The following is a 26,648-nucleotide window of genomic DNA, read 5'->3' on the forward strand; positions in this document are numbered from 1 at the left end:
CGAAAACGCGCTGATCTTCGCCCTCGTCGGCCAAGTCGCAGCCGAAGCCGGCGTGCTGCTGATCATCATGTCTGCGGGGCCGGGCTGAGCGCCGTCCCGAAAAATCGACTTCGGCAGCGGGCTGTCAAGCGCGATCCCCACGGCGGCGATCTGTTCGTGTTCCGCGGGCGGGCCGGATCGCTGGTGAAGCTGATTTGGCACGATGGGATCGGCATGTCGCTCTACTCCAAGCGGCTCGAGAATGGTCGCTTCGTCTGGCCATCGGCCAAGGACGGGACGGTGTCGCTGACAGCCTCGCAACTCGCCTGCCTGCTCGACGGGATCGACTGGCGGAACCCGCAGTATTCCTGGCGTCCGCAGAGCGCTGGATAGGGGCGTCGTTTTCTTCTCCAGCGGAGCATTTTACGCTTCATTTAGACGAGCTTCTGTGATTCCATCGCGGTCATGGAAGCCGCCGTCTCGCCCCTTCCTGACGATATCGAAGCGCTCAAGGCGCGGTTGGCGAGTGCGACCCAGCGGGCCAATGAGGCCGAAGCCAAGCTCGCCAATGCCCATGCCCGGGAGAGTGCCACCGAGGCAGTGATTGCGCACCTCAAGCTGCAGATCGCGAAGTTGAAGCGTGAGCAGTACGGCGTCAGCGCCGAGCGTACCCGCCGCCTGCTAGAACAGATGGAACTGCAGCTCGAAGAGCTTGAGGCCGATGCGGCCGAGGACGATCTTGCCGCCGAAGTCGCGGCCGAGAAGACGGCCACCGTCACCGCCTTCGAGCGCAAGCGGCCGGTCAGAAAGCCGTTTCCCGCGCACCTGCCTCGCGAGAGGATTGTGGTACCGGCACCGTGCTCTTGCCCGGCTTGCGGCGGGAGCCGGCTGTCCAAGCTTGGCGAGGACGTCACCGAGACGCTCGAGGTGATCCCGCGCGCCTGGAAGGTCGTCCAGACCGTGCGCGAGAAGTTCTCCTGCCGGGACTGCGAGACGATCACGCAGCCGCCCGCGCCCTTCCACGTCGTGCCGCGTGGCTGGGCTGGCCCCAGCTTCCTCGCCATGCTGCTGTTCGAGAAGTACGGCCAGCACCAACCCCTCAACCGCCAGGCGGAGCGCTTCGCCCGCGAGGGCGTACCGCTGAGCACTTCGACGCTCGCCGACCAGGTTGGTGCCGCTGCCTTCGCGCTGATGCCGCTCTATCGCCTCATCGAGGCACACGTCCTCGCCGCCGAGCGTGTGGAGCGGCGTGCAAAATTGACCCCCTTAGCGGGGTGATCGGCGTCTAAAATTGACCCCCTTCATCTCATCATGAGAAGCGCCGCCGTTTGGGTTCCGGACGGCGGGTACAGGGATGTTGGTTGTGGAGACGATTACGAGGATCCGCCGGGAGCACCGGGACGGGAAGCCTATCAAGGCGATAGCGCGGGATTTGCGGCTGTCGCGCAACACGGTGCGCAAGGCGGTCCGGGCACCGGACGCGGACGCCAGTTACGAGCGTAAAGAACAGCACCGGCCGCAGACCGGACCTTTCAGTGCTCGCCTCGAAGAGTTGCTCGAGCAGAATGAAGGGCTGCCCCGGCGTGACCGGCTTCGTATGACGAGGATCCATGATCTGCTTCAGCGCGAAGGGTTCGGCGGCTCCTATGACGCTGTGCGGCGCTATGCCGCGCGCTGGAAGCGTGAGCGTCGCGCCGACGCCGGCGATATGGGGAAGGTGTTCATCCCGTTGATGTACAGGCCAGGCGAGGCTTACCAGTTCGACTGGAGCCACGAGGACGTCGAGATCGCGGGCAAGCCGATGCGGGTGAAGGTCGCGCACATGCGGTTTTGCTGGTCACGGGCGCCCTTCGTCCGCGCCTATCCCCGCGAGACGCAGGAGATGGTCTTCGACGCTCATGCCCGCGCCTTCACGTTCTTCGGCGGGGTTCCGACGCGCGGTATCTACGACAATCTATGGACGCCTCCCGCCGCAAGGTAGTTCTGATCGTTGCTTGCGGCTTGGCTTGCGTGAATCTATCCGGCCTGTGGTTGGAGCCGTGAAGCTCCTGGCCTTGATGGGAGTCCGCTACCTCTTGCCTCATAACATGATCGGCCTTGATGGCCCTGTCGAAAATCAGGCTTTGAAGCGGCGGCCCTTGCCGTTGCACCATCATCATCCACCTCGCAATCATCCGAGGACCTGAGCCCTCTTCAACCGCTCCGTTATGCTGACCGATATTCTTCTTTCCGTGCTAGCAGCACCCATGCCATGCGGGCTGTCTTGTTGGCGAGGGCTACGAGAGCTTTGTTGAAGCCCGCTCGAGCAACAATGCCCTTCAGCCAGACCGAGCGCCGATCGTCTTTTGCAGCAAGTCGGCTGATCACCGCCCGTGCGCCATGGATAAGCTGGCGTCGCACATAGTGGTTGGCGCGTCGACCGATGCCACCGAGCCTGGGCTTGCCGCCAGTCGTGTACTGCCTTGGCACCAAGCCGATCCAGGCGGCGAGCTCCCTGCCGGAGCGGAAATGCCGACCGTCATCCACCGCGGCAACGAGCGCGGTCGCGATTACCGGCCCAACACCCGGCAAGGCTGCTAGCCGGCGGCAAGCGTCGTGCTCGCGGCAGATACTGACCAGCTTGGCATCGAGCTTTGCAAGGCGCGCCTCGACATCGGTGAGCTGATCGAGCAACTCCGCAAACAACTCGCGGGCGAGCTCGGACAAATTGGCCTCAGCCACCGCAGCCGGGGCCTGCTGTCGGAAGCGCCACGGCCCCCGGGGCAGCACCACGCCGTACTCGGCGAGAAGCCCACGTGCGTGATTGATGAGCGAAGTGCGTTGGACGACCAGTCGCTCACGCACGCGATGCAAGCTTTGAAGATCCTGCTGCTCCAGCGTCTTTACCGGCACGAAGCGCATGGTCGGCCTGGAAGCGGCATCGTAGATCGCCTCCGCATCGATGGCATCGTTCTTGGAGCCTCGCACGAACGCCTTGACGAAGCGGGGGTTGATCAGACGCACTTGGCGGCCGGCTGCCGAAATCTGCCGTCCCCAGTGGTGGGCGCTCGCACAAGCCTCCATGGCAACAACCGCGGGTGCCAGTTCGGTCACTGCGTTCTCGAGCTTCGCACGACTCACCTTGCGCGAGATCACCACCCCATCGGAATCGATTCCGTGCAGATGGAATGACTGCTTACCGAGATCGATCGCTAACATTTCCATTGTCATCGTCTTCCTCCTTTTGGTTGACCACCTATGGTGGCTGGAAGACGGGAGGCGTCCATCCCATAACATGAAGACGGCGGTGACGACGGTCTTCACCGGTAAGGAGCGGCTGTTCAACCGGCGGTTCCTGATCATGACGGATCATTATGGCGTGGAGCCGGTGGCCTGTAGCCCTGCTGCGGGATGGGAGAAGGGACAGGTCGAGAACCAGGTCCAGACCAGCAGGGAGCGACTGTTCAAGCCGCGCCTGCGCTTTGCCAGCCTTGAGGAACTGAACATCTGGCTGGAAGCCGAGTGCAGGCGCTGGGCAGAGCGCAACGGGCATCCTGATCTGGATATGACGATCGCACAGGCACTGGAGGCGGAGCGGCCCATGCTGCAACCGCTGCCGGTGCCCTTCGACGGGTTCTTCGAGAGCGAGCACGTGGCGAGTTCGACGTGCCTGGTGAGTTTTGATCGCAACCGGTATTCGGTGATGGCAAAAGCAGCGCATCAAACCGTCCAGGTACGTGCGTACGCGACGCGCATCGTGATCCGCTCGGATGGTTCGGTCATCGCCGAGCACGAGCGCGTCTTCGGCCGGAACCAGACGATCACGGACGCTTGGCATTACCTGCCGATCCTTGCGCGCAAGCCCGGCGCCTTGCGGAACGGCGCTCCCTTCCAGGACTGGGACCTTCCACCTGTACTCGCCCAGCTGCGACGCAAGTTGGGTAAGGGCGATGATGCAGATCGCCGCTTCGTGCGCGTCCTGGCTGCCATTCCCGACGACGGCCTCGAGGTTGTTGAAGCTGCAGTCGCCGAGGCCCTCAGCGCAGGAACGGTCAGCGACGAGGTCATCCTCAACATCCTGTCCCGCCGGCGTGAGCCTCGCGATGCCCAGACCATGGACGTCGTCGTCAACCTGAAGCTCAAGCATCCGCCGATTGCAGATTGCGCCCGCTACGACACGGTGCGAGGCCTCAATGCAGCGGCATGAGATTGTGGCAGCCCTCAAGGGGCTGGGGCTCAAGGGCATGGTCACTGCCTTCGATGACGCTGTCACCAATGGCATCCGCCGCGACAGAACGATCATGGAGATGCTGGCCGACCTGCTGCGTGCCGAGACTGCACATCGGGAGGCAGCGTCGATCCGATACCGGATGACCGCGGCGAAGCTTCCGGCAATCAAGGACCTGGATGGGTTCATATTCGACGGAACGCCGATCAACGAAGGGCTGATCCGCTCCCTGCACGCCGGCTCCTTCCTGCCGGAGCGGCGTAATATCGTGCTGGTCGGCGGAACGGGCACGGGCAAGACGCATCTGGCGCTCGCCATTACCGCTGCCGTGGTACGCGCTGGCACCAGAGGCCGATACTTCAATACGGTTGATCTGGTGAACCGGCTTGAGGAAGAAGCACGCCTGGGCAAAGCGGGAAGCCTTGCCGCTCAACTCTCACGTCTTGATCTCGTTGTGCTCGACGAACTGGGCTATCTCCCCTTCGCCCGTTCCGGCGGCCAGATGCTCTTCCACCTGATCAGCAAGCTCTACGAAAAGACCTCTGTGATCATCACGACCAATCTTGCCTTCGGCGAATGGCCGAGCGTCTTCCACGACGCCAAGATGACCACCGCGCTCCTTGATCGCATCACCCACCATTGCGACATCATCGAGACAGGCAACGACAGCTGGCGGTTCAAAAACCGGAACTGAGCCCAAAACCCCTTCCCCCGGACCCCCATCCCCGGCGGTTAACCCGGTGGGTCAACAGGGACCTCCCACGGACGCCGCCGCCAGCACACCTGACGGTGCGCGTCGTCGTCCGTGGGCCCCTCCTATCGACTACCGGGATAACCGCCGCACTACCCAAAGGTGGGGTCAATATTGGACGCCGATAGGGGGTCAGTTTTGCGCGCCGGTTGACAGTTATCCAGCATCGCCTCGGCCAGCAGACGCTTCAGCTTGGCGTTCTCGTCCTCGAGCGACCGTAATCGCTTGGCCTCCGAAACCTCCAGACCGCCATACTTGGCTTTCCAGTTGTAGATCGTCGCTTCCGATACCCCGTGGCGACGAGCCAGGTCGGCAGTCTTCGCGCCAGCCTCCTGTTCCTTCAGCACGCCGATGATCTGCTCTTCTGTGAACCTTGCTCGCTTCATTTGTCCGTCCTTCCATCAGGCCAGACTCTAATCAAGCTTGGAGGAAAATCCGGGGGTCACGTCAACCCCTATGATGTCACGTAGTTTCCGAGTGGCAATCGCCGTAGCAAGGATAATCAATGTAGCCTTTCTCGTCACCGACATAAGCATAATCGAAATTGGGTGCCGATAGAGCAACGCCTGCCTTCATGCGCTTGACGAGGTCAGGGTTTGCTATGAATGGTCTTCCGAACGAGATCGCATCTGCTTGGCCATCTGCGATAAACTGGTTCGCTGAGTGAGCGTCGAAACCACCGTTCTGGATCACCATTCCGGAGTAGCTGCGGCGCAAATTCGCCATCACGGGATGCTCTGGTTTTTCCGTGAAGCCAGAAACGATTGCCTCAATGAGGTGGACATAAGCTAGCTCCGCGGTCTGGGCTATGCGGCCAATTTCCTCGGCGAGCGCAGCAGGATTTTCGTCTCCCATGCCTTTACGCTCGCTTGTGGGACTGACCCGCATTCCCACCCGACCCGGCTCGACGTTTGAAATGACGGCATCGACAACTTCGCTCAGGAACCGCGCTCGGTTTTCGACCGAGCCACCATAGCGATCTTGCCGAACATTCGTCTTGGATTGGAGGAACTGATCAATTAAATATCCGTTCGCAGCATGGATCTCCACCCCATCAAACCCGGCCTGCAGGGCATTGCGCGCTCCTGCGGCATAGCTCTCGATTGCCCGGTCGATGTCTTCCTGCTCCATTTCACGCGGAACAACGTAAGGTTTCATCGGAAGAAGAAGGCCTGTATCCTGCGCGGAGCGCGGCGCAAATGTTTCCCCCTCGCCCGCGATCGCGGATGGTCCGATCGGAACCTCTCCGTTCAGATAGTCCGGAAGCACAAGGCGGCCCATGTGCCACAATTGGCACACAATACGCCCACCACCGTCGTGTACCTTGTCGGTCACCCGCTTCCAGCCTTCCACCATTTCCTCGGTCCAGATGCCAGGCGCTTTGAACCAGCCCATGCCAAGTGGGTCGACCGCCGTTGCCTCCGAGACGATAAGGCCGCAATCAGCACGCTGCGCGTAATAGGTCGCCATCATGTCTGTCGGAACATGGTGGATCGAGGCGCGCGCACGCGTGAGCGGTGCCATCACAACGCGGTTCGACAAGCTGAGCGATCCAAGGTTCGACGCCTCGAAAAGTTTGCCTGATGTCATTTCACTCACTCCTTTGATGGCACGGCCCGCTGCTCAATTGCGAAGGCTCAGAAATCCAGGCCGAGCGTCAGCCCATATGTCGCCGGTTCACCCCCGAACTGGACGGGCACGACGACGGTGTTGATGAGGTCCTTGTACTGGACGCCGGTGACATTCCTGCCGAAGGCGGTCAGAGAATAGCGGTCACGCTTGACGGCCAGGCTCAGGTCGAGGGTTCCGTAAGCCTTTTGATAGGCAGCAGGACTGTTCAGGACATCAACATAGAAATGGCTTCGCCACGAGTAGGCGACCCTCCCGGTAAGTTCCGTGTCGCTTCCGATTTCGGCTGTGTAGGCCGCCGACCCGTACGCCGTAAATTCCGGAGCCTTAAGTAGTTCCTTTTTCAGCGATTGCTGAACGGTCAGATTGGCCGCGAAAGGCCCGTCCAGCCTGTCGTACTTGGAATCCGTCCAACCGAAGCTTCCGGTCAATTCGAGCGGCTCGACGGGCTTGAGGGTAAGTTCCGCCTCGATGCCTCCGAAGGTGGCTGCGCCGGCATTCTGAAGAACCTGCGTTGCGCCATCGAGGATGGTCAGCTGCAGATCGTCATACTTCGTATAGAACGCGCTGACGTTGAAGCGTGCCTTGCGCTGCCAGAACGTCGACTTGAAACCCACCTCGAACGAGGAGGCCATTTCCGGATCAACCGGACCGAGCTGGGCCGCGGTCGTCGCACGACCGTTGAACTGTCCGCTTCTGAAGCCCTTGGTCCAGGACGCATAGGCCATCACGCCTGGAGTGAGGGTATATTCGGCCCCAAGCTTGGGAGAAAAGTTATCCCAGCTCTTCTCGTAATCGGAAAAGACGCTTGGGCAGCCGGTGAAACCCGGGCCCGTGCAGACCCCGAGCGGAGCAATGTGCAGCTGCTTCTTTTCCCAGCTGTAACGGCCGCCTGCGCTCAGCGTCAGTCCGTCGACAGGATGGACGTTCACGCTGGCAAAGCCAGCATAGGCCTCGGCCTTCTGCACATAATTACCCTGCCGGTTCGTCACGAAGTAAGTCGCAGCGTTGGGATCGGCGAGCACATTGGATTGATAGCGGCGTTCCTGCACAGAAAGACGATGCCGGTCGAAATAGAAGCCAGCGACGAAATCCACGGTGTCGGAGAAGGTCGAGGCGAAGCGAAGTTCCTCACTGAACTGCCGGCTGCGGATGATGTTTCCGCGCGGAAATTCGAGAATTCGGAAGGGTAAGCCGTCCTCGAAAGCGAACTGATAGTTCACGTGCCGGTATCCGGTGACCGAGGTTATCTTGCCGAAGCCCACGTCAAGGTTGACTTCGCCGACCAACCGCTGGGTCTTAATCGATGTATATCCCAGCCCGTTCTGGTTGGTTTCCCACTTGCCGGTAGGTGGGGTATAGCCGAAGCGCGACCGCATAAGGCCTTCATAGCCGGTAACCACGCGTGCGGCATTGCCGTTACCTCCCATGTCGACGACCTCGCCGAACAATGCGATGTCCAGCGTATCGGTCGGTTTGATAACCAGGGTCGGGCGAATGACCCACGTATCGACAGAGCCGATCCGGCCCGTCTCGCCGTCCGGCGCAGTTCCAGACGGATTGAAGGGTGCCGGGACGAACGAACCGCCATTGTTATCCTTGAAGTAGCCTTCACGCTCACGGTGCAAGACGGTCAGCCGTGCAAGGATGGTGTCCTCGACGATCGGACCCTCGATCGATACGGCGCCATCGTATCGCTTGTAGTTTCCAAGCGTGAATTCAGCCTGGACGCCGAACTGGTCGGATGGCCTGCGACTGCGCAACGATACCGCGCCGCCGGTCGTGTTTCGTCCGAACAGAATACCCTGCGGGCCACGCAGGATCTCCACGCCCTCCAGATCGAAGGCATCCTGGATGGTGCCGCCCTGGAAGTCGTAGACCATGCCATCGACGACAACGTTCACGGCCGGATCGATAGAGCTGGTGCTCCCCGAGACGCCGATGCCGCGGATCGAGTAATTGGAAAAGCCCGGAAGCGTCGCAGCCGACGTGAAGTTGGCGTTGGGAGCCATGTGGCTGATGTCGATGATGTTCACAGCCTGCGCAGCCTTGATCGTCTCGGCTGAAAGCGCGGTGATTGCGACAGGCACGCTCTGCGCGCTCTGCGCGTTGGCGCCCTTCTGCGCCGTCACAATGATATCGGCGATCCCGGTGTCCGAGCCTGTCTGCTCCTGCGGTGCCGCGGCGCGGTCTGCACCCGACTGTGTTTGCGCTGCCGCCTGGCCGCTCAGTATGGTCGCACCCAGCAGCGCCGACAGAATTGCAGTTGAATTACGCATGACGATCCTTCTCCTAATTTCCCCGGAAGCTGCCGCATGATCTCGTCGCTGTCGGAGATGAGCGCCGACACTCAGTGCGGACAGGGTCCGAGCCCCTTGTTGTTTGGTATTGGCGCGGTTGAGGTCCTCGCGCCCAAGCCCTTGGCTTTCTCATTGTTGGCGGGGAGCGTCCAAGCGTCCCCACGCTTCAGGCGACCTGTTCCCAGTCCTTCGCCAATCGCTTTCCTGCACCGAAGTACAAAAGCGCAGTCAGAGGATAGAGGATCAGCCCGCAAATCATGATGGAGTATCGCAACGCATCGTCACCGAACTGCCCGTGAAGCGTATCTGACAGCGCGCCAAAGCTCACGGTGCCGATGCCAAGCCCGATGAAGTTGCAGATGAACAGGAAGATGGCAGCTGCCGTTGACCGCATTCGCGCAGGCGCAAGCTGTTGGATCGCGGCAATGGTTGGCCCAGTCCATACCAGCCCCATTGCCTGCGGTACGATAAGCAAGGCAAAGAGCATGAATGGCGTCGTGACCGTCACAGCCGCGAGCAAAAACGGCAGGCCGATCACGAACGCGGTGCCAGGAACCCAGCCATACGCAGCCTTGCGATGTGCCCCCAGTCGGTCACTGAGCCATCCGCCCAGCAGCGTTCCTGCAACACCTCCCACAAAGGTGATCAACGCGAGGTATCGTGACGTTTCGGTCAGTGAAAGGTTCTGACTGCGGTGAACGAAGGACGGAAGCCAGAAGCCCAGGCCATAGCTCAGCATTGAGGCCGTGGCGGCACCGAGCGAGAAGAGCCAGAAGCTGGGCTTGCCGGCCACGTGGCGCACAACTTCGCCCAACGACGCCTCTGTGCTTGCCGACGTCACCGGATCAAGGCGGCCTCTGCGAGGTTCACGAACGCTCAACAGCGCGATCGGGACCATAAAGAGCCCGCCGACCCCCAGTACGAAGAATGCAGCCCTCCAGCCATACGAGGCCGCAATCGCACCGCCGACGAAAAGCCCAAGGGCCGAGCCGACAGGCAGGCCAAGCGTAAGCACCGCCATGGCTCGGGCGCGCTCACGAGGCGCAAAATAATCGGCGAGGACCGAGTATGTCGGCGCCACGCCACCGGCTTCACCGATGCCGACGCCGAGGCGTGCGAGAAAGAGCTGGGTGAAGCTGCCCGCCAGTCCACAAAGCGCAGTGAATACGCTCCAGAGCCCGACCGCCAGCGCAATGACCCGCACCCGATTCACCCGGTCGGCGACACGCGCGATGGGTATGCCAAGGGCGGAGTAGAATATCGCAAAGGCGAGACCGCCCATCAAGCCGAGCTGCATATCGCTGAGATCCAGCTCTGCCTTGATCGGAAGCGACAGAATTCCGAGGATCTGCCGATCCATGTAATTCAGACAATAGATGATCGCCAGGACGAAGAGAACGACATAGCGATACTTGCCAGGTTCGAATTGCGCCGTTTCCGGCAGCGATGCTTGATGATCAGCCTTAACCAATTCGATATCGTCTGGCTGGTGACTCCTCGCCAAGACCAACCCTCCCCTGCGCTCTATAATTGGGGCCTACTCGCCTGAACTATTGGCTCAGCGCCAATATTGAGTTGGTCTGCACACCATAAGCGGGCGCTATACCCAGCACGGCGGGCACCCTGCCCAAAGGGCCTTCCGCCGCGCTGCTATATCCGGCGACTATGGCTGGCAGACCCAATTCCTAGTTCCAGCCCCCCTACCCGGATGCCACTCACAACGATGCAAAACGGCGGGCATGCAAGCAGCAAAGCCTGCGGCGGTGGCTTGGAGACGGATTACGTGACTGACAAAATTTCCGAACAGGGTGCGCAACAGCTAGACGTCGTCGTGGTTGGCGCCGGATTTGCGGGGCTCTACCTCGTGCACAAGCTGCGCTCCCTTGGGTACGATGTACTCGGTCTGGAAGCTGCGGCAGACGTTGGCGGCACATGGTATTGGAACAGGTATCCAGGTGCACGGTGCGACGTAGAGAGCCTGCAGTATTCCTATTCCTTCTCGGAGGAACTCCAGCAGGAATGGCGCTGGTCCGAGCGCTTTGCACCGCAGCCGGAAATCCTGGCCTACCTCGGGCACGTTGCAGATCGGTTTGATCTGAGGCGCAGCTTCCTGTTCAATACCAGGGTCGCCTCGGCGCGGTACGAGGAAAGCGCTAACCTTTGGTCGATCGCAACGGAAGCAGGTAAATGCTTCTCCGCTCGTTTCTGCATCATGGCGACCGGCAATCTGTCGGTTGGCCGTATCCCCGAATTCGCAGGACTTCAGGATTTCGCCGGCGAGATCTACCACACCGGCAATTGGCCACACGAAGGCGTGGACTTTACCGGGAAGCGCGTCGGCGTGGTCGGGACCGGGTCATCGGCAGTGCAGTCGATTCCGCCCATCGCCCAGCAGGCCGAGCATCTCTATGTCTTCCAGCGCACGCCGCATTTCAGCGTGCCGGCGCGTAACGGCCCGATCGAGGACCAGTATGATTCCGAATGGAAACGGAACTATCCTGCGCAGCGGGCGAAGGCGCGTTCGACCCGTTCCGGCGTGCTCTACGACTACGGCACGAAATCAGCCCTTGAGGTCGACGCTGGAGAACATGCTGTCGAACTAGGCCGCCGCTGGGAAAAGGGCGGGACCAACTTCCTCTATGCCTACAACGACACCCTGCGCTCTGAGGCCTCTAACCAGATCAGTGCCGATTTCGTCCGGGAGCGCATCGGCGAGATCGTGATCGATCCTACGGTCGCAGACAAGCTGATGCCCAAGGACTATCCGATCGGAACCAAGCGGATCTGCGTGGACACCGATTTCTATGCAACGTTCAATCGGCCCAATGTGACCCTGGTCGACGTGCGCCCTTCCCCCATCACCGGTTTCGATCAGACCAGCCTCAAGACCGCCGATGCAAGCTACCAGCTGGACGCCGTGGTCTTTGCGACCGGCTTCGATGCGATGACCGGCGCTCTGCTCAAAATGGACATCGTCGGCCGGAACGGTCACTCCCTGCGCGACAAGTGGGCCGAGGGCCCGAAGACCTACCTCGGACTCGCAATCGCCGGTTTCCCGAATATGTTCATCGTGACGGGCCCTGGCAGTCCATCCGTCCTCAGCAATGTCGTGATCGCCATCGAGCAGCACGTCGAATGGATCGTCGACTGCATCGAGAAAATGGAGCACGAGGGCATCGCTACCATCGAGGCCGAGGAAAGCGCACAGCAGGAATGGGTCGACCATGTGAATGATGTCGCCTGCCAGACGCTCTACTACCAAGCCAATTCCTGGTTTCTCGGCGCGAACGTTCCCGGCAAGCCACGCATCTTCATGCCGTATGTCGGCGGTTTCGATACCTACGTCGCAAAATGCGATGACGTGGTGCGAAACGGGTATGCAGGTTTCATCAAGACAAAAGATCAGGCCGAGGCAATCCCGGCCTGATCCTACCAATTCCGGTCAGCGCGTTGCGCTGGCCGGGATCGGAAACAGTGTGGAGGGTTTCACCCTGAGCACATGGGACTGCGAAGGCTGCTCGGTCTCGAGCGGCAGGTCATCACGCAGCGCAGCGCAGGCGCGAACCACGATGTCACGCACCTCGGTGGCCGCCCTACCCAGTTCGCGACCGCTCAGGCTCCCAATCGACATCACGCCTCGCATATCGGGATTTACGATCCGGCGCGCCTGGAGGCGGCCGTCACGCACTTCCTCGATGACAGATGATCGAGGTAGCAAAGCGTAGCATTCCCCCGACAGCGCCATCGACCGCAGAGCCGAAAGCGATTCCGTCTCGATTACGGAATGAAGGGCCTTGCCGCGACGCTCGGCGACATCGTCCAGAATCTTGCGCCAGGCCGTCGAACGACACGGCATCACCAGCGGGAAATTCAAAATTTCTTCGAACTCGATCTCTGCGGGCACGGGCTTGTTGGCAGGCTTGCCGACAAGGCAGAATTCATCGACATAGAGCGGAATGAGATCGACGCCGCTGTTCTCCGGGAGGCTGAACAGCACGGCAAGATCAAGCTTGCCTTCGTGCAGCCACTCATAGATCGCTGCAGTGCTCGCATCTGCAATATAGAGTCGCACATCTGGCAGTTCGCTGCGCAGCATCGTGTAGAGCTGCGCACTGATAATTCCAGGCAGCGTGGAAGGCAGACCAATGGATACCAGGCCCTTGGGCTTGCCCTTGCGCGCCTTCAGAGCATTGATCGCATCCTGATGGTGCTTCAGAATCACGACGGCCCGCTCGTAGAGAAGGCGCCCATCGTCGGTCAGCTCGATACCGCGATTGCTGCGTGTGACCAAGGTAGTGCCGAGTTCCACCTCCAGGTTGGACAAGTGAACACTGAGCGACGGCTGCGCGACGTGTAAACGCTCGCTCGCCTTCATCAGGCTGCCCGCCTCGACCATGCCGGCGAAATAGCGCAAATGCCTCAATTCCATCGCATCTCTCCTATCAATCGCGAGGTCGGCCCATTTTTTCGGGCACTTGCAATCCTCGCGATTCATTGTGTCTTGCTGCGGGATCGGCCCGCTAGATCAGCTTGACAATACGTTTCCCTTCGTTCTCTCCACGATACAACCCAGCCAGCGCGTCCGGCGCTTTCTCGATCCCGTCCAGAACGTCTTCGCGATACCGTAGCGATCCGTCGCGGATCCATTGCGCCAGTTGTGCCACGGCCAGATCATACTTGTCCATATGATCGAACACGACAAACCCTTCCCAGCGCGCGCGCTTCGACAAGAGTACGCGGTCATGTCTGGGGCCCTCCGGTTTCGAGCTCCAGTCACTGACGCCAATCGTACCGCTGACGATGATCCGCGCGCGTTCCGCCAGAAGATTCATCACCAGGTCACTGACGGGCCCCGCAACGTTGTCGAAAAAGATGTCGATGCCGGCGCCGCTATGCCGCTGAAGGGCTTGTGTCAGATTTTCCGATCGGTAGCTGACGGCCGCATCGTACCCGTAGTGGTCCAGGCATGCCGCGACCTTGGCATCGGACCCGGCGATGCCGATGGTGCGACATCCCAGGTTTCGGGCGATCTGGCCTGCAGCCGATCCGACAGCACCAGCCGCAGCCGTCACAAGCACCGTTTCTCCGGGCTTCGGCCGGGCCACTTGCGTAAGGGCCAGATATGCCGTGATTCCATTGATCCCGAGCACGCCCAGCGAAAGGCTGGGCGCCAGCCCATTCTCCTGAACTTTGCGGATAACGGATTCGGCCCCAACTGCGGCATATTCCTGCCAGCCGAACCAGCCGAGGACCATCTCCCCGGGCTTGAAGCCTTCACAGTTCGACGCGACAATTTCACCGACGGCAAGCGAACGCACGACTTCCCCGATCCCGATCGGGGTCGATACGCCGCCGCCGTCAGACAGCCACCACCGCATGACCGGATCAACCGATAGCGCATGATTGCGCACCAGGATTTCCCGGTCTTGCGGCGGCTTGACCGTGGCAGTGTCAATCGACAGGTGCTCAGCTTGAGCAACGCCCGCAGGGCGTGCGGAGAGGATCACCCGCCGATTCTGCATGAGATTCAGAATCCCACCTTGTCGGCACCCTTGAGCGCAAGGATCTCGCGAGCCTCATCCGGGGTGGCGACCTCCAGTCCAAGCCCCTCGATGATCTGGCGTACCCGGGTGACCTGCTCAGCATTTGACTTAGCGAGTTGCCCCTTATCAAGCCAGAGATTGTCCTCGAGGCCGACCCGCACATGACCTCCCATGGCGGCGGCCATTGCGGCCACTCTCATCTGCGAGACGCCGGCGGCAAGAACCGACCACCGATAGTTGTCGCCGAACAGGCGATCCGCGGTGCGCTTCATGTGCATGACGTCGTCGGGATGGCTACCGATGCCTCCCATCAGCCCGAAGCAGGTCTGGATAAACAGCGGGCCTTCGACGAGCCCTTCCTGCCAGAAATAATGCAGGTTATAGAGCATCGAGGTGTCATAGCACTCGAACTCGTAACGGGTTCCGGTCGCATTGAGCGTTTCCAGGGCGTACCGGATGTCCTTGAAGCTATTGCGGAAAACGAGGTCTTTCGATCCTTCCAGCATCGGCTCTTCCCAGTCGAAGCGGAAGTCCTTGTACCGCTTCAGCATGGGAAACAGGCCGAAGTTCATCGAACCCATGTTGAGGCTGGCAACCTCCGGCCTCCAGACCTCGGCCGGGCGAACCCGTTCCTCAACCGGCATGTAAGGCGAGCCGCCAGTGGTCAAGTTCACCACCACGTCGCTTGCTTGCCGGATGACCTTGAGAAACGGCTCGAAGGCCTCAGGCGATTGGTCCGGCCGTCCGTCTTTCGGATTGCGGGCATGAAGATGGACAATCGCTGCCCCAGCTTCGGCGGCGCCGATCGCAGCATCGGCAATCTCGGATGCCGTAATCGGAAGATGTGGCGACATCGATGGCGTATGTATCGAACCGGTGACCGCACAGCTGATGATCACTTTGTTGGAGGACATGGTCTTTTCCTATTTGCTTGCTGCGACCGCCTGAGCGATCCGGTCGGACGTGAAGCCTGCGCGCTTACCCAGAATGTCTTGGGTGTCGGCTCCCAGCGGCCGGCTCGGTGCCAGCGGAATGCGCGGAACGCCGTCGAAGCGGAACGGCGACTGCTGGACAACAATGCGGCCATACTCTGGATGCTCAATCCAGGCTAATGCCCCCCGGGCGTGCATGTTGGCGTCCGCGACGACCTCATCGAGCGTCCGGACAGGAGCGCAGGGCACGTGGGCCGCCATCATCTGCTCGAAAAGCGCCGAACTCGGATGCCGCGATGTCCAGTCGGTCACGGTCGCATCGATGAGATCCATATGCTCCACACGGGCCTTGAGTGTTGCGAAACGCTCATCGTCCGCCAGGGCTTCTGCCCCCATCAGCCGGGCAAGACTGCGCCAATGGGCCTCACCCACACAAATGATCGCGATATAGCCGTCTGCTGTCGGATAGACGTTGTAGGGTGCCTCGGCGAGACCCCCATGGCGGTTGCCTGTCCGCGCCGGCAACGAGGCATCGCCCTCGCCGCCCCAGTGCATCCCGAGGTTCGATGCGAGCGAGGCGTAGACGGCATCCTGCATGGCCACTTCGAGCCGCCGCGCGATGCCGGTCCGTTCGCGTTCGAACAGCGCAGTGGTGATAGCCCCGTAGAGATGAATGCCGGCGAAGAAGTCGGCCATTGCGGGCCCCGCCTTCACCGGAGGCTGGTCCGGGAATCCGGTGATGTTGATGATGCCGCCCATTGCCTGCACCGTCAGGTCCATCGCGGGATATTTGCTGTAGGGTCCATCACGCCCGAAGCCCGAGCTGGAGGCATAAATCAGCCTGGGGTTGAGGGCCATCAGCCTGTCTGCGCCTACGCCCAGCCGGTCCATCACGCCCGGAGCAAAATTCTCTACGAGAACATCGGCCTCGGCCACCAGCGCTTCCAGCGCCTCCTTGCCTTCTGGCGTTTTGAGATTGAGAACGACCGAGCGCTTGCAGCCATTGAGCATTGCGAATGGCAAGGCCGCACCGCCGACCGCCGCACGGCGCCTCAGCGATTCGCCACCCGGTGGCTCGATCTTGATGACCTCTGCCCCGCCAAGGGCCAGCAGGTAGGTTGCGTAGGGACCGTTATAGATCTGGCTCAGGTCGACGATCCTGATGCCCTCAAGCGGGTACTGCGTCATATCACTCGCCCAATATGTTTTGTTCTAACTGGCCCGAAGGATCAGTACGACTTCGGCAAATCCAGAACCTTCTCGGCAAGGAACGAAAGAATCAGCTGTTCTGTGATCGGTGCGATCCGGGTGAGGATCGATTCGCGGAACAGGCGCTCGACCTGATACTCACGGGCGTACCCCATACCGCCATGGGTCAGCACGGCCTGTGTCGCGGCATTGAAGGCGGCACGGCCGGACAGGAACTTGGCGGCATTGGCTTCCGCGCCGCAGGATTGTCCCGAGTCGTACAGGGAGCCGGCGCGCATACACATCCAGTAGGCGGCCTCAAGGTTCGCCCAACATTCTGCGAGGGGATGCTGGATACCCTGGTTCTGACCGATAGGGCGACCGAACACCTTGCGATCGCGCGCATAGTCCGCCGCACGCCGCAGAGCGTCACGCCCCAGACCAATTGCTTCGATCGCAACCAGGATACGTTCCGGATTGAGGCTGTGCAGAATGTAGGAGAAGCCCTTGCCCTCCTCGCCGATGCGGTCCTCGTCAGGGACGAAGATATCGTCGATGAACACCGCGTTGGAATCGACGGCATTACGGCCCATCTTGTGAATTCGACGGACCTCGATCTTCGAGCGGTCAAGGTCGGTGTAGAACAGGCTCATCCCGTCGGTGGGCCGCTTGCAATCTTCCTTCGGTGTCGTCCGTGCAAGTATGACGATCTTGTCAGCGACCTGGGCGCTCGAAGTCCACATCTTGCGGCCAGTGATGCGGTAGCCGCCGTCGACCTTGCGCGCGAACGTCTTGATGCTCGTGGTGTCGAGACCCGCATCGGGTTCCGTGACCCCGAAGCAGGCCTTCTGATCTCCCTTGATGAGAGGCCCGAGCCAACGAGCCTTCTGCTCCGGTGTGCCATGAACGACAATTGCGTGAGGGCCGAAAAGATTGATGTGGATCGCGGAGGCCGCAGTGTAGCCACCGCCGCTCGAGGTGGCGGCATGCATCATTACTGCCGCCTCGGTCACACCGAGCCCTGCACCTCCCAGCTCTTCCGGCATCGTGATGCCGAGCCATCCTCCATCGGCCATCGCCCGGTGATACTCGTGAGGGAAGCGCGCTTTCTCCTCACATTCCGTCCAATAATCGTCACCGAAATTGGCACAGATGCGGCGAACACTCTCGTCTATCGCGAGGTGCTGTTCTGATAATGTAAAGTCCATACACCGGTCTTAACGGTGGTAGGCAACGCAGCGTAATGATGGATTGCGTATGCGCGCCATAGCTGGACCGTATGGTCAAGACACCCTTCCCAAACGCCGACATAGCGCCGCGCTATGGCGCGCAGTCCAAACTCCTATTGGTCGCCTGCACGCACAGCCGCCATCTTTCACAAGACCATAACAAGCGTCGGCTGACCAAAGCCCACGCAAGAAGGACGGGATGTTGGAACTGCCAGCTGTCACTGACGCGCTGCCTGAAGCGGCTGAACCGCTTTCTCTGGTCGATCCGGAACTTGTGGCTGCACTCTCAGCAATCCCGAACTTTGACACGCTGACAGCCGAAACTCTCGGCGACTTCAGGTCCATCATGGGGGACGGTGCTCCCACTGACGCAAACGATACGGTGGCCGTTGAGCAGATCGAGATTTCCTCCTCGCTTTCCGCCCTTCTTTATCGTCCCTCCCGCCCCATGCTCGCTGAGCCCGCCCCGGCGATGCTCAATATCCATGGGGGCGGCTTCGTGATGGGAACGGCTGCCCGCGAGGATGTGCTCATGCGAGATCTTTGCGCACGCCACTCGATGGTCATCCTCTCGGTCGACTATCGTCTGGCACCCGAGGCCCCCTTCCCTGCCCCACTGGACGATTGTCTTTCCGGCTTCCACTGGCTCATTTCGCACGCAGGCGGGCTTGGAATTGCAAGCGACGAAGTCGGCATCCGCGGCGTAAGCGCTGGCGGCGGACTTGCAGCCGGCCTTGCGCTCAGGCTGAGGGATCGGGGCCGAGCAGTTCCGTCGTGGCTATGGCTGCTCTACCCCATGCTCGATGATCGCACATCCGGTGCGCCTGGAACCGGTGATTTCGTATGGACGCGCGCGGCGAACCGCTTCGGATGGACAAGCTACCTCGGGACCGAGCCGGGGCATGCCGGCACCCATCCCTACGCCGCACCTGCGCGCGCCGAGAGCCTTGCCGGTCTTCCAAAGACATTCATCGCGACCGGCTCAATCGATCTGTTCGCTGCTGAAGACATGGAGTTCGCGAGGCGGCTGCTTGAAGCAGGAGTGCCGGTCGAGCTCCACGTCTATCCGGGAGCCTACCACGGCTTCAACCTCGTCGCGTCAGCCTCGGTTGCAGAACGCTACCGTCTCGATGCCGAGCGCGCGATCGCGCGCTTCATCGCCAATACAACTACCTGAAAGGACGTTTCATGAAAGCCTGGGCCGTAACGGCACCCAACGCCCCCCTCGAGCAGCTCGAGATGGAGACGCCCCGACCTGAATCCAGTGAAGTCGTCGTACGCGTCACGCACTGCGGGGTGTGCCATTCCGATCTCCACTTCTGGAAGGGTGAGTACAATCTGGGCGGGGGCAAGGTGATGAAGCTTGCCGATCGCGGGGTGAGGCTGCCGCGATGCCCCGGCCACGAGATCGTGGGAGAGGTCGTCGCTTTGGGCCCCGATGCACAGGGCGTTGCGATCGGCGACCGCCGCATCGTCTATCCCTGGATCGGTTGCGGAACGTGCGACGCGTGCAAGGCCGAGCAGGACAATCTTTGCACCGCGCAACGCAGCCTGGGTGTTGTCCAGCATGGCGGCTTTGCCAGCCACGTGAAAGTCCCCCATCCGCGCTACCTCGTGGACCCGGGCAATATCGACCCTGCCCTCGCTGCGACTTACGCATGCTCGGGGATTACGGCCTATTCGGCGATCCGAAAGGTATTGCCGCTCGCACCCGAGCAGCCGGTGGTCCTGATCGGTGCCGGGGGCCTCGGGCTGACGGCAATCGCAATGCTTCGCGCCTTCGGCCACCGGGCGATCATCTCGGTCGACGTGAGTGACGAAAAGCTTGCGGCCGCGACGGCCGAAGGCGCCAGTGCCGTTGTGAACAGCTCGGGTGAAGGTAGCCTCGAGAGATTGCTCGAGGTCACGGGCGGCCCGGTTCCCGCTGTCATTGATTTCGTGAACATCTCTCCCACCGCGAGAATGGGTTTCGACGCCCTGAGCAAGGGAGGTCGCCTGGTCGTCGTCGGCGTGAGCGGCGGTGAAATCACCCTCTCCCTGGCCGGCTTGGTCTTCAAGGCCAACTCTATCCTCGGCGCTCTGACCGGCTCGATCCAGGATCTGCGCGACGTTGTGGAAATGGCCAACAAGGGGCTGCTTCCCCCGACGCCGGTCGCGACCCTCGCCAAGGACAAAGTGAACGAGGCGATGGTCGCGTTGCGCGAGGGCAATGTGACCGGCCGCCTCGTTCTCGAAGACCTCTAACGAAAAGGCGTGGCGCTACATCGCCGCATGTAGCGCCCACCACTCGCGCTGCAACTGGTCTCGAAATTGCGGAGCCGCGATTGCCGCAATGCGGGCACCGCGTTCAGCCACATCCAGACCTCGCAAATCCGCAACGCCATATTCCGTCACGATCATATCGACGTCGGTGCGGGGCAGACTCGATAGTCCGGGCGACGGCAAGGCGACCACGAGCCGGGAAACCGACCCGCCCTTTGCTGTAGCCGGCAGGGCAACTATGCTCAGTCCGCCCGGCGAAAGCTTGGCAGCGCGGGCAAAATCGGGTGCCCCGCCTGCCCCGCTAACGGCACGACTGCCCGCCAGTTCAAGGTTGCATTGCCCGAACAGATCCACCGCCAAAGCAGAATTAACGGCCACGAGATCCGCGGTCGATGCGAGCCGCGCAGGATCATGCGTATGCTCGCAGCCCGCGATTTCGAAACAGTCCTGGTCGGCTGCCCAGTCGTACAGCGAACGGCTGCCGACCATAACACAGCCCTGATGGGCCCAACCTTCCTCCACCGCCCCAGCCTCTACCAGCACGCGAAAGCCCTCTCCGAGCATCCCACTCTGCATACGAAGGCGGCGATGGCCGGCGAGCGCCGCCAGTAGAGCAGCCGGCACCTTGCCGATGCCGACCTGAACCGCAGAGCCATCTTTGACGTGGCCAGCGATTGCCCTGGCGATTGTCACCGACACCTCGTCAAGCTCTCCGGTGTCGTAAGCGGGAAGAGATGTCTCGACCTCGCAAATGGCGTCGAATGCGGTCTTGTCGATTTTCGGGGATCGGGCGATGTAGGGCACCGCGTGATTGACGACGGCGAGAATCCGCCGTGCGCGCCCCAGAACAACAGGCATGAATTCCGCCGCAAACCCAAGGGAATGCCGGCCATCCGGCCCAGGCGGCGATACCTGTACGACGCAGGTGTCAGGTGGGGTGCTGCATTCTCTCAGATGCTTGGTGAAGCCCCCATACGAGAGCGGCAGCCAATGGTAACGCCTCGCTTCGTGCAGTGAGCGAAAGGCAGGCTGCATGAACAGCCCTGTAACCTGGCATGAAGGATGCCAGGCGCCGAGGTCCAGTGCGTTGATGCCTGGTACTGCGCTGGTAACGATCTGGAGACCGCGGGTTCGTTCCGGATCCTGGCCCCAGGCGTCGAGAAGAGCGGTGGGCTCTCCCGTAGATCCAGCTACGAAGACGGTATCACCGGGGCGAATGGTATCGAGTATGGCCTCCAGGCTCATCTCGACACCGCTTCAGCCAAAGCAAGGGTCTGGCGGGCTTGCTTGAGATGCGGAATGTCGAGCATTTTGCCATCGAGACCGATGGTGCCGGCATCCGACGCGGCTGCGAATGCGTCGACAACCCTGCGCGCAAAGGCAATCTCCTCCTCGCTGGGCGTGAAGCTGCGGTTGATGGCGTCCACCTGAGCCGGATGGATTGCGATGCGGCCGGAGAAGCCCTCGGCGCGCGCGGCACGACACGATGCAGCCAGGCCCTCCTCATCCCGGAAATCGACGAACAGCGTCTCAATCGCCGGGACGCCGGCAGCGTGCGCGCCCAGCAGCGTCAGCGATCGCACCATCCTGAACGTGATCGCCCAGGCGCCGGTGGCATCAAGATTGGTGCTCGCACCAATGGCGGCGGAGAGATCCTCGGCTCCCCAGGTCAACCCGGCCAAACGACTGAGATTTGCTCCTGCATAGTCCGCGAGCCGGAACGGTGCTACCGCCGTTTCGGTCGCGACCGGCAGAATGCGGGTCGATCCGAGGTCGAGACCGTTCTGAGCCTCGAATGCGTCAAGATACAGCGACAATGTCCGGACATCCTCCGGGCCATCGGGCTTAGGCAACATCAGTCCATCCGGCGCGAACGGCATCACCGCGACGAGGTCATCGAGAGCGAGACCGCTTGTAAGCGGATTGATCCGGACCCACAGTTCGCAGTGTCGGGTGCCGATCTTTCGCTCCCGCAGAAACGCCGCGACTTTTTCACGCGCTTCGGGCTTGTTCTGGGGAGCTACGGCGTCCTCCAGATCGAGGATCAGCGCATCGGCGCCGGCACCATCGGCCTTGCCCAGCTTCTTGTCGCTGTCTCCGGGAATAAACAGCCAGGACCGCGGCGTCATGAAGCCACCGGACGCTTGCGCTGCAGTCCCGACCGCCGACAATGGGCGACCAGATCACCATGCTGGTTGTAGGCGCGGTGCAGGAATGTAACGACACCCTGATCGGGCCGGGACCGGCTTTCGCGAAGTTCGATGACTTCAGTCTGGACGCGGATGGTGTCGCCATGGAAGACGGGCTTGGGAAAGCGGACTTCATCCCAGCCCAGGTTCGCAACGGCCGTACCCAGCGTCGTATCGCCGACCGAAATGCCGACCATCAGGCCCAGCGTGAAGGCCGAGTTGACGAGCCGCTTGCCGAATTCCGTCTCCGTTCTGCAGTATTCCTCGTCGAGGTGCAGCAGCGCCGGGTTATGGGTCATCGCGCTGAAGAGTACATTATCAGTCTCGGTCAGCGTGCGACGGATGGGATGGTCGAAGACATCTCCCACGTTGAGTTCGTCGAACCATTTGCCAGCCATGCATCGTTCTCCTTGATTTATCCCTCCCACCTAAGCTGCCGGCGCCTCCCCCGCTCATAGGAAGTGGTTATCCCTGTCAGACGAAGTCGCTATTTTGGCTTGGTCGCCACAGGCCCGAAGGTGTCCGCTCAAGCGATTCGGTCATTGCCGAAGCAACCGCTGTGAGAGGAAACATGGAAATCATCGAGCGCCAGGAAACCAGCCATCCGTTTCTCGACGGCCATCCCAAGCGACTGCTTATCGGCGGGCAATGGGTGAATTCGGTAACCGGCGAGACCTTCGAGGTCACCAATCCTGCAACGGGCAAGGTCATCGCGACTGTCGCACGCGGCAATGCCCAGGACATCGACCTTGCCGTGCGCGCTGCTCGCGCAGCCTTCGAAGGACCATGGAGCACCTGGTCGCCCTTCGATCGGCAGAACCTGATGCTCAAGATCGCTGACACGATCGAGAAGAACTTCGATGATCTCGGCCTGCTGGAAACCCTCGACATGGGTGCACCGGTTGCCCGGACAAGCATGTTCAAGCGGTGGATGCTCCAGGCCTTCCGGTTCTATGCCGCCCAGGCAGTGAACATTCGCGGCGAAACGCTGGAGAACAGCTTCCCCGGCTCCTTCATGAGCTACACCGTCAAAGATCCGATCGGTGTCGTCGGGGGCATCATTCCGTGGAACGGCCCCCTGATCACGCAGCTGTGGAGCATCTGCCCGACCCTTGCCACCGGCTGCACGCTGGTTCTGAAACCGGCGGAGGAGGCACCGCTGTCATCGCTTCGGCTTGCCGAGCTGATGATGGAAGCGGGTCTGCCCGACGGCGTCGTCAATGTGGTACCCGGCCCCGGAGCCACTGCCGGCGCCGCACTGGCAGAGCATCCGGACGTCAACAAGATCGCGTTCACGGGGTCCACTGCCACGGGCAAGCGGATCGTAGAGGCCTCGGCCCTGAACATGAAAAAGGTTGCAGTAGAACTCGGCGGAAAGTCGCCAGACATCGTGTTCGAGGATGCCGATCTTGATATTGCGGTGCCGGGAGCCGCGATGGGATGCTTCGGAAACACCGGCCAGGTCTGTTACGCAGGCACGCGTCTCTTCGTTCAGCGCTCGATCCACGACGCCTTCGCACAGCGCCTTGCCGACTTTGCGGCAACACTGCGGGTGGGAGACAGCTGCGATCCTGCAACCCAACTTGGCCCCCTCGTGTCGAAGGCCCAGCTCGACCGCGTGACCAGCTATGTTGACCTTGCGCAGCAGGAAGGCGCGCGAGTGATGTTCGGCGGTGAACGGCTTGGTGGATCGCTCGCGGAAGGGTATTTCGTCACGCCGACGGTTCTCGCAGGCGTCAACAACGACATGCGCGTGGCGCGCGAAGAGATCTTCGGTCCGGTCATATCCATCATTCCCTTCGATGACGAAGCAGAGGTCATCCATCTCGCCAATCAGACAGAATACGGTCTGGGTGGGGCCGTCTGGACCCGCGACGTCGGGCGAGCGCATAGGGTTTCGCGCGCGATCAAGGCGGGCATCCTGTGGGTCAACTGCTACGGCGTGACCGATCCCTCGGTCAGCTATGGCGGAACGAAAATGAGCGGATACGGAAGCAAGGGCGGTCCGCATCATATCGAAGACTACCTCTATTCGAAGACGGTGTGGCTGCGAACGGCATGAGCTTGCCTCGTCCTTTCCGGGTCGACGTCCCGCAAGCAAAGCTGGACGTCATCCGCACCCGCCTTCGCAATTCGGCCCTCCCGCCCGAACCAGATGACGCAGGTGAATGGAACTACGGGATCGACGGGGCCTTCCTGAACCGGTTCATTGACCACTGGGTCCATGCGTACGACTGGCAGGCAGCACAGGCACGGCTCAACAAATGGCCCCAGTACGTCGCTCGGATCGACGGGCTGGATGTGCATTTCTACCACGTGCGCGGAAGCGGCAGGGGACGCGCACTCGTGCTTACCCATGGATGGCCGGGATCCACATTGGAGTTCATGGAAATGGTCGAGCCCCTCGCCTTCCCTGACCGGTACGGCGGCGACCCGGCGTTAGGCTTCGACCTCGTCATCCCTTCCCTGCCTGGCTATGGGTTTTCTCAGGCAGCGCCGCGCCCCATCGGCCCGCGCCGCATAGCGTCTCTATGGCGCAAGCTAATGACCGAAGTCCTCGGCTATGAGCGCTTCGGCGCCCAGGGAGGGGATTGGGGATCTGCGGTTTCAACCTTTCTCGGAGCGGACCACGGCGACGTCGTCGCCGGCATTCACCTCAACATGGTCGCGGCGATGTCCCGTCCAGTCAGCCCCCCTTCATCCGACGAAGAAACCGCCTATTGGCGCGCTCTCGGCAAGGTGCAATCCCGATCCTTCGGGTACCATCAGGTCCAGACCGAGAACCCGCAAACCATCGGCACTGCACTATCCGATTCCCCAATAGGCTATGCCGCATGGGTCCTAGAGAAATTCAATGCCTGGAGCGACGCTCCTCTTGGTCTGGAGCAGCGTTTCGGGCTTGACGACCTCATCACCAACTTGATGATCACGCTCGTCAACGATGCTGTCGCGACATCCATCTGGCTATATCGCGGCCGCGCCACGGAAGCGGCAAAAGGCGGATATGCAGGCGTACGGGTCGAGGCTCCGACCGCTGTCGCGCAGTTTCCAGCAGAATTCATCCCCTATCCGCCTCGCGCGCTTGCAGAACAAACTTACAATATCACACGCTGGACGAGCATGCCGGCCGGCGGACATTTTGCAGCGCTTGAAGAACCTGTCGCACTTTCCGACGATATCCGCGAGTTCTTCTCCCAGGTTCTGTAACGAGGTTCGCGCAAAGCAGCGCCGGGCAACGAAATTCCCAAATTACTACCGGTCCGCTATGTCATCCCCTGTCCGTTGCCCCATCAGAAAGCATATGCGCCAAGGAGCCGACCCGATGCTTGCCTATCAACTCGTTGGAACCGGTGGAATCAACGATCTGCGCTCTGCCGAGCTCCCGGTCCCGTCTCCCCGACGCGGACAAATCCTCATCAGGATGCGCGCGGCGTCGCTCAACTTCCGCGACCTCCTTGTGGCCAAGGGCGGTTATGGCGCGGAAATGCCTGTGCCGATCATTCCCCTGTCCGATGGATGCGGCGAGGTGGTCGCCGTCGGAGACGATGTCACCCATTTTGTCGTTGGCGATCGGGCCTGTCCCACCTTTTCCAACAACTGGACTGGTGGACCCGTAGCGGCGGAACACATTCCGACGTCGCTGGGCGGTTTTGTCGATGGGGTGCTTGCTGAGTATCTCGTCTGCGATGCAGCAGTGGCCGTGAAACCGCCAGCGCACCTGTCCTTCGAGCAGGCCGCGTGCCTGCCCTGTGCCGGCGTGACAGCGTGGTCCGCGCTGAATGGTCCACGGGCGGTAAAAGCTGGGGAAACAGTCCTGACACTCGGAACCGGCGGCGTCTCGATGTTTGCAGTTCAGTTCGCCCGCGCCGCGGGTGCACGCGTCATCGCGACCTCTTCCAGTGACGAGAAACTCGCCCAATTGCGCGCGCTAGGCGCTGATGACACCATCAACTATGCATCTCATCCCGACTGGGAGCACGAAGTTCTTCGCCTCACCGATGGGCGCGGCGTGGACCATGTCGTGGAGATCGGCGGCGGCGGAACCTTGCCAAAATCGATCGCATCGACGGCGGTGAATGGTCAGGTTCATCTCATTGGCGTCCTGACGTCCGGGCAGATAAATCCGCTGTCGATCATGTCCTGGAAAACCATCCGCGGCATCCTCGTCGGCTCGCGTAATGATTTCGAAGCCATGAACCGGATGATCGAAGTACATCGCATCGAACCCGTGATTGATGAAGTATTTGAATTCGACCGGGCAGCTGACGCCTATCGCAAGCTCGAAGCGGCGAAACATGTAGGCAAGATTGTCATAACAGCCCGCTGCCGAAGTCGATTTTTCGGGACGGCGCTCAGCCCGGCCCCGCAGACATGATGATCAGCAGCACGCCGGCTTCGGCTGCGACTTGGCCGACGAGGGCGAAGATCAGCGCGTTTTC

The 26,648-nt window shown here is 61.2% G+C and carries 20 protein-coding genes and 4 pseudogenes; 11 read left to right on the top strand and 13 right to left on the bottom strand.

Annotated elements, in window-relative coordinates:
* Positions 1–84 precede the first annotated feature (84 nt).
* The 3 genes and pseudogenes from tnpB to istA form a co-directional block, all read left to right on the top strand.
* Positions 85–372, top strand: coding sequence for an IS66 family insertion sequence element accessory protein TnpB (gene tnpB / locus GR702_RS22465; RefSeq protein WP_160987427.1), 288 nt, complete (start codon positions 85–87; stop codon positions 370–372).
* 72 nt (positions 373–444) lie between these two features.
* Positions 445–1,221, top strand: a pseudogene (locus GR702_RS20460) (IS66 family transposase); the annotation flags it as partial.
* 112 nt (positions 1,222–1,333) lie between these two features.
* A pseudogene (istA, locus tag GR702_RS20465) lies at positions 1,334–1,942 on the top strand (IS21 family transposase); the annotation flags it as partial.
* A 242-nt stretch (positions 1,943–2,184) separates the two neighbouring features.
* Here istA and GR702_RS20470 read toward each other — a convergent pair.
* The gene (locus GR702_RS20470; RefSeq protein ID WP_160987428.1) at positions 2,185–3,183 is read right to left on the bottom strand and encodes an IS110 family RNA-guided transposase; all 999 of its coding nucleotides are present in this window, start codon (positions 3,181–3,183) and stop codon (positions 2,185–2,187) included.
* A gap of 64 nt (positions 3,184–3,247) precedes the next feature.
* On the opposite strand from GR702_RS20470, the pseudogene GR702_RS20475 reads away from it, so the two are divergent.
* Together GR702_RS20475 and istB are read left to right on the top strand one after the other, a co-directional pair.
* Positions 3,248–4,165: pseudogene (locus GR702_RS20475) on the top strand (Mu transposase domain-containing protein); the annotation flags it as partial.
* Complete coding sequence (gene istB / locus GR702_RS20480; protein ID WP_160987411.1) at positions 4,152–4,880, top strand: IS21-like element ISSsp4 family helper ATPase IstB; 729 nt, start codon at positions 4,152–4,154, stop codon at positions 4,878–4,880. The pseudogene GR702_RS20475 and the gene istB, both read left to right, overlap by 14 nt.
* A 212-nt stretch (positions 4,881–5,092) precedes the next feature.
* Here the strand turns inward: istB and GR702_RS20485 are convergent.
* The 4 genes and pseudogenes from GR702_RS20485 to GR702_RS20500 all read right to left on the bottom strand — a co-directional run.
* A pseudogene (locus tag GR702_RS20485) lies at positions 5,093–5,323 on the bottom strand (transposase); the annotation flags it as partial.
* A gap of 76 nt (positions 5,324–5,399) precedes the next feature.
* On the bottom strand, positions 5,400–6,527 hold the full coding sequence (locus GR702_RS20490; protein ID WP_160987412.1) for an alkene reductase: 1,128 nt from the start codon (positions 6,525–6,527) through the stop codon (positions 5,400–5,402).
* A 47-nt stretch (positions 6,528–6,574) separates the two neighbouring features.
* Positions 6,575–8,845, bottom strand: coding sequence for a TonB-dependent receptor (locus GR702_RS20495; RefSeq protein ID WP_160987413.1), 2,271 nt, complete (start codon positions 8,843–8,845; stop codon positions 6,575–6,577).
* A 187-nt stretch (positions 8,846–9,032) separates the two neighbouring features.
* Positions 9,033–10,370: a spinster family MFS transporter gene (locus GR702_RS20500; protein ID WP_237449846.1), complete on the bottom strand. Its 1,338-nt coding sequence runs from the start codon at positions 10,368–10,370 to the stop codon at positions 9,033–9,035.
* A 279-nt stretch (positions 10,371–10,649) separates the two neighbouring features.
* On the opposite strand from GR702_RS20500, the gene GR702_RS20505 reads away from it, so the two are divergent.
* Positions 10,650–12,293, top strand: a complete 1,644-nt coding sequence (locus GR702_RS20505; protein WP_337192661.1) for a flavin-containing monooxygenase — start codon at positions 10,650–10,652, stop codon at positions 12,291–12,293.
* A 15-nt stretch (positions 12,294–12,308) separates the two neighbouring features.
* On the opposite strand, the gene GR702_RS20510 is transcribed toward GR702_RS20505, so the two are convergent.
* The 5 genes from GR702_RS20510 to GR702_RS20530 form a co-directional block, all read right to left on the bottom strand.
* The gene (locus GR702_RS20510) at positions 12,309–13,295 is read right to left on the bottom strand and encodes a LysR family transcriptional regulator (RefSeq protein WP_160987415.1); all 987 of its coding nucleotides are present in this window, start codon (positions 13,293–13,295) and stop codon (positions 12,309–12,311) included.
* A 91-nt stretch (positions 13,296–13,386) separates the two neighbouring features.
* A complete protein-coding gene (locus tag GR702_RS20515; RefSeq protein ID WP_160987416.1) occupies positions 13,387–14,388 on the bottom strand; it encodes an NADP-dependent oxidoreductase in 1,002 nt (333 codons plus the stop codon).
* Between the two features lie 5 nt (positions 14,389–14,393).
* The gene (gene kce, locus GR702_RS20520; RefSeq protein ID WP_160987417.1) at positions 14,394–15,323 is read right to left on the bottom strand and encodes a 3,5-dioxohexanoate:acetyl-CoA acetone transferase; all 930 of its coding nucleotides are present in this window, start codon (positions 15,321–15,323) and stop codon (positions 14,394–14,396) included.
* A gap of 9 nt (positions 15,324–15,332) precedes the next feature.
* Positions 15,333–16,529 carry a CaiB/BaiF CoA transferase family protein gene (locus GR702_RS20525; RefSeq protein ID WP_160987418.1) on the bottom strand — a complete coding sequence of 399 codons (1,197 nt, stop codon included), beginning with the start codon at positions 16,527–16,529 and terminating at the stop codon, positions 15,333–15,335.
* 41 nt (positions 16,530–16,570) lie between these two features.
* Positions 16,571–17,737 carry an acyl-CoA dehydrogenase family protein gene (locus GR702_RS20530; RefSeq protein WP_160987419.1) on the bottom strand — a complete coding sequence of 389 codons (1,167 nt, stop codon included), beginning with the start codon at positions 17,735–17,737 and terminating at the stop codon, positions 16,571–16,573.
* A gap of 223 nt (positions 17,738–17,960) precedes the next feature.
* Here GR702_RS20530 and GR702_RS20535 point away from each other — a divergent pair, with 223 nt between their 5' ends.
* Both GR702_RS20535 and GR702_RS20540 read left to right on the top strand, forming a co-directional pair.
* Positions 17,961–18,935, top strand: coding sequence for an alpha/beta hydrolase (locus GR702_RS20535; protein WP_202408406.1), 975 nt, complete (start codon positions 17,961–17,963; stop codon positions 18,933–18,935).
* A gap of 11 nt (positions 18,936–18,946) precedes the next feature.
* Positions 18,947–20,002, top strand: coding sequence for an alcohol dehydrogenase (locus GR702_RS20540; protein ID WP_160987420.1), 1,056 nt, complete (start codon positions 18,947–18,949; stop codon positions 20,000–20,002).
* A 15-nt stretch (positions 20,003–20,017) separates the two neighbouring features.
* On the opposite strand, the gene GR702_RS20545 is transcribed toward GR702_RS20540, so the two are convergent.
* The 3 genes from GR702_RS20545 to GR702_RS20555 are packed head-to-tail and all read right to left on the bottom strand — an operon-like array spanning position 20,018 to position 22,607.
* Entirely contained in the window at positions 20,018–21,265 is a 1,248-nt protein-coding gene (locus tag GR702_RS20545) for an acetyl-CoA hydrolase/transferase family protein (protein ID WP_160987421.1), read from the bottom strand.
* A complete protein-coding gene (locus tag GR702_RS20550; RefSeq protein ID WP_160987422.1) occupies positions 21,262–22,149 on the bottom strand; it encodes an HpcH/HpaI aldolase/citrate lyase family protein in 888 nt (295 codons plus the stop codon). Before GR702_RS20550 ends, GR702_RS20545 begins: the two co-directional genes overlap by 4 nt.
* Positions 22,146–22,607, bottom strand: a complete 462-nt coding sequence (locus tag GR702_RS20555) for a MaoC family dehydratase (RefSeq protein ID WP_160987423.1) — start codon at positions 22,605–22,607, stop codon at positions 22,146–22,148. The genes GR702_RS20550 and GR702_RS20555 overlap by 4 nt, the downstream gene beginning before the upstream one ends.
* 173 nt (positions 22,608–22,780) lie before the next feature.
* Between GR702_RS20555 and GR702_RS20560 the strand changes: the two genes are divergently transcribed.
* From GR702_RS20560 to GR702_RS20570, 3 genes are all read left to right on the top strand, one after another.
* Entirely contained in the window at positions 22,781–24,271 is a 1,491-nt protein-coding gene (locus GR702_RS20560; RefSeq protein ID WP_160987424.1) for an aldehyde dehydrogenase family protein, read from the top strand.
* Positions 24,268–25,416, top strand: a complete 1,149-nt coding sequence (locus GR702_RS20565; protein ID WP_160987425.1) for an epoxide hydrolase family protein — start codon at positions 24,268–24,270, stop codon at positions 25,414–25,416. Before GR702_RS20560 ends, GR702_RS20565 begins: the two co-directional genes overlap by 4 nt.
* 115 nt (positions 25,417–25,531) lie before the next feature.
* The gene (locus GR702_RS20570; protein WP_160987426.1) at positions 25,532–26,584 is read left to right on the top strand and encodes a zinc-dependent alcohol dehydrogenase family protein; all 1,053 of its coding nucleotides are present in this window, start codon (positions 25,532–25,534) and stop codon (positions 26,582–26,584) included.
* The last annotated feature ends 64 nt before the right edge of the window (positions 26,585–26,648 follow it).

This window comes from Novosphingobium silvae (assembly GCF_009856825.1).
In the GTDB taxonomy this organism is placed as follows: domain Bacteria; phylum Pseudomonadota; class Alphaproteobacteria; order Sphingomonadales; family Sphingomonadaceae; genus Novosphingobium; species Novosphingobium silvae.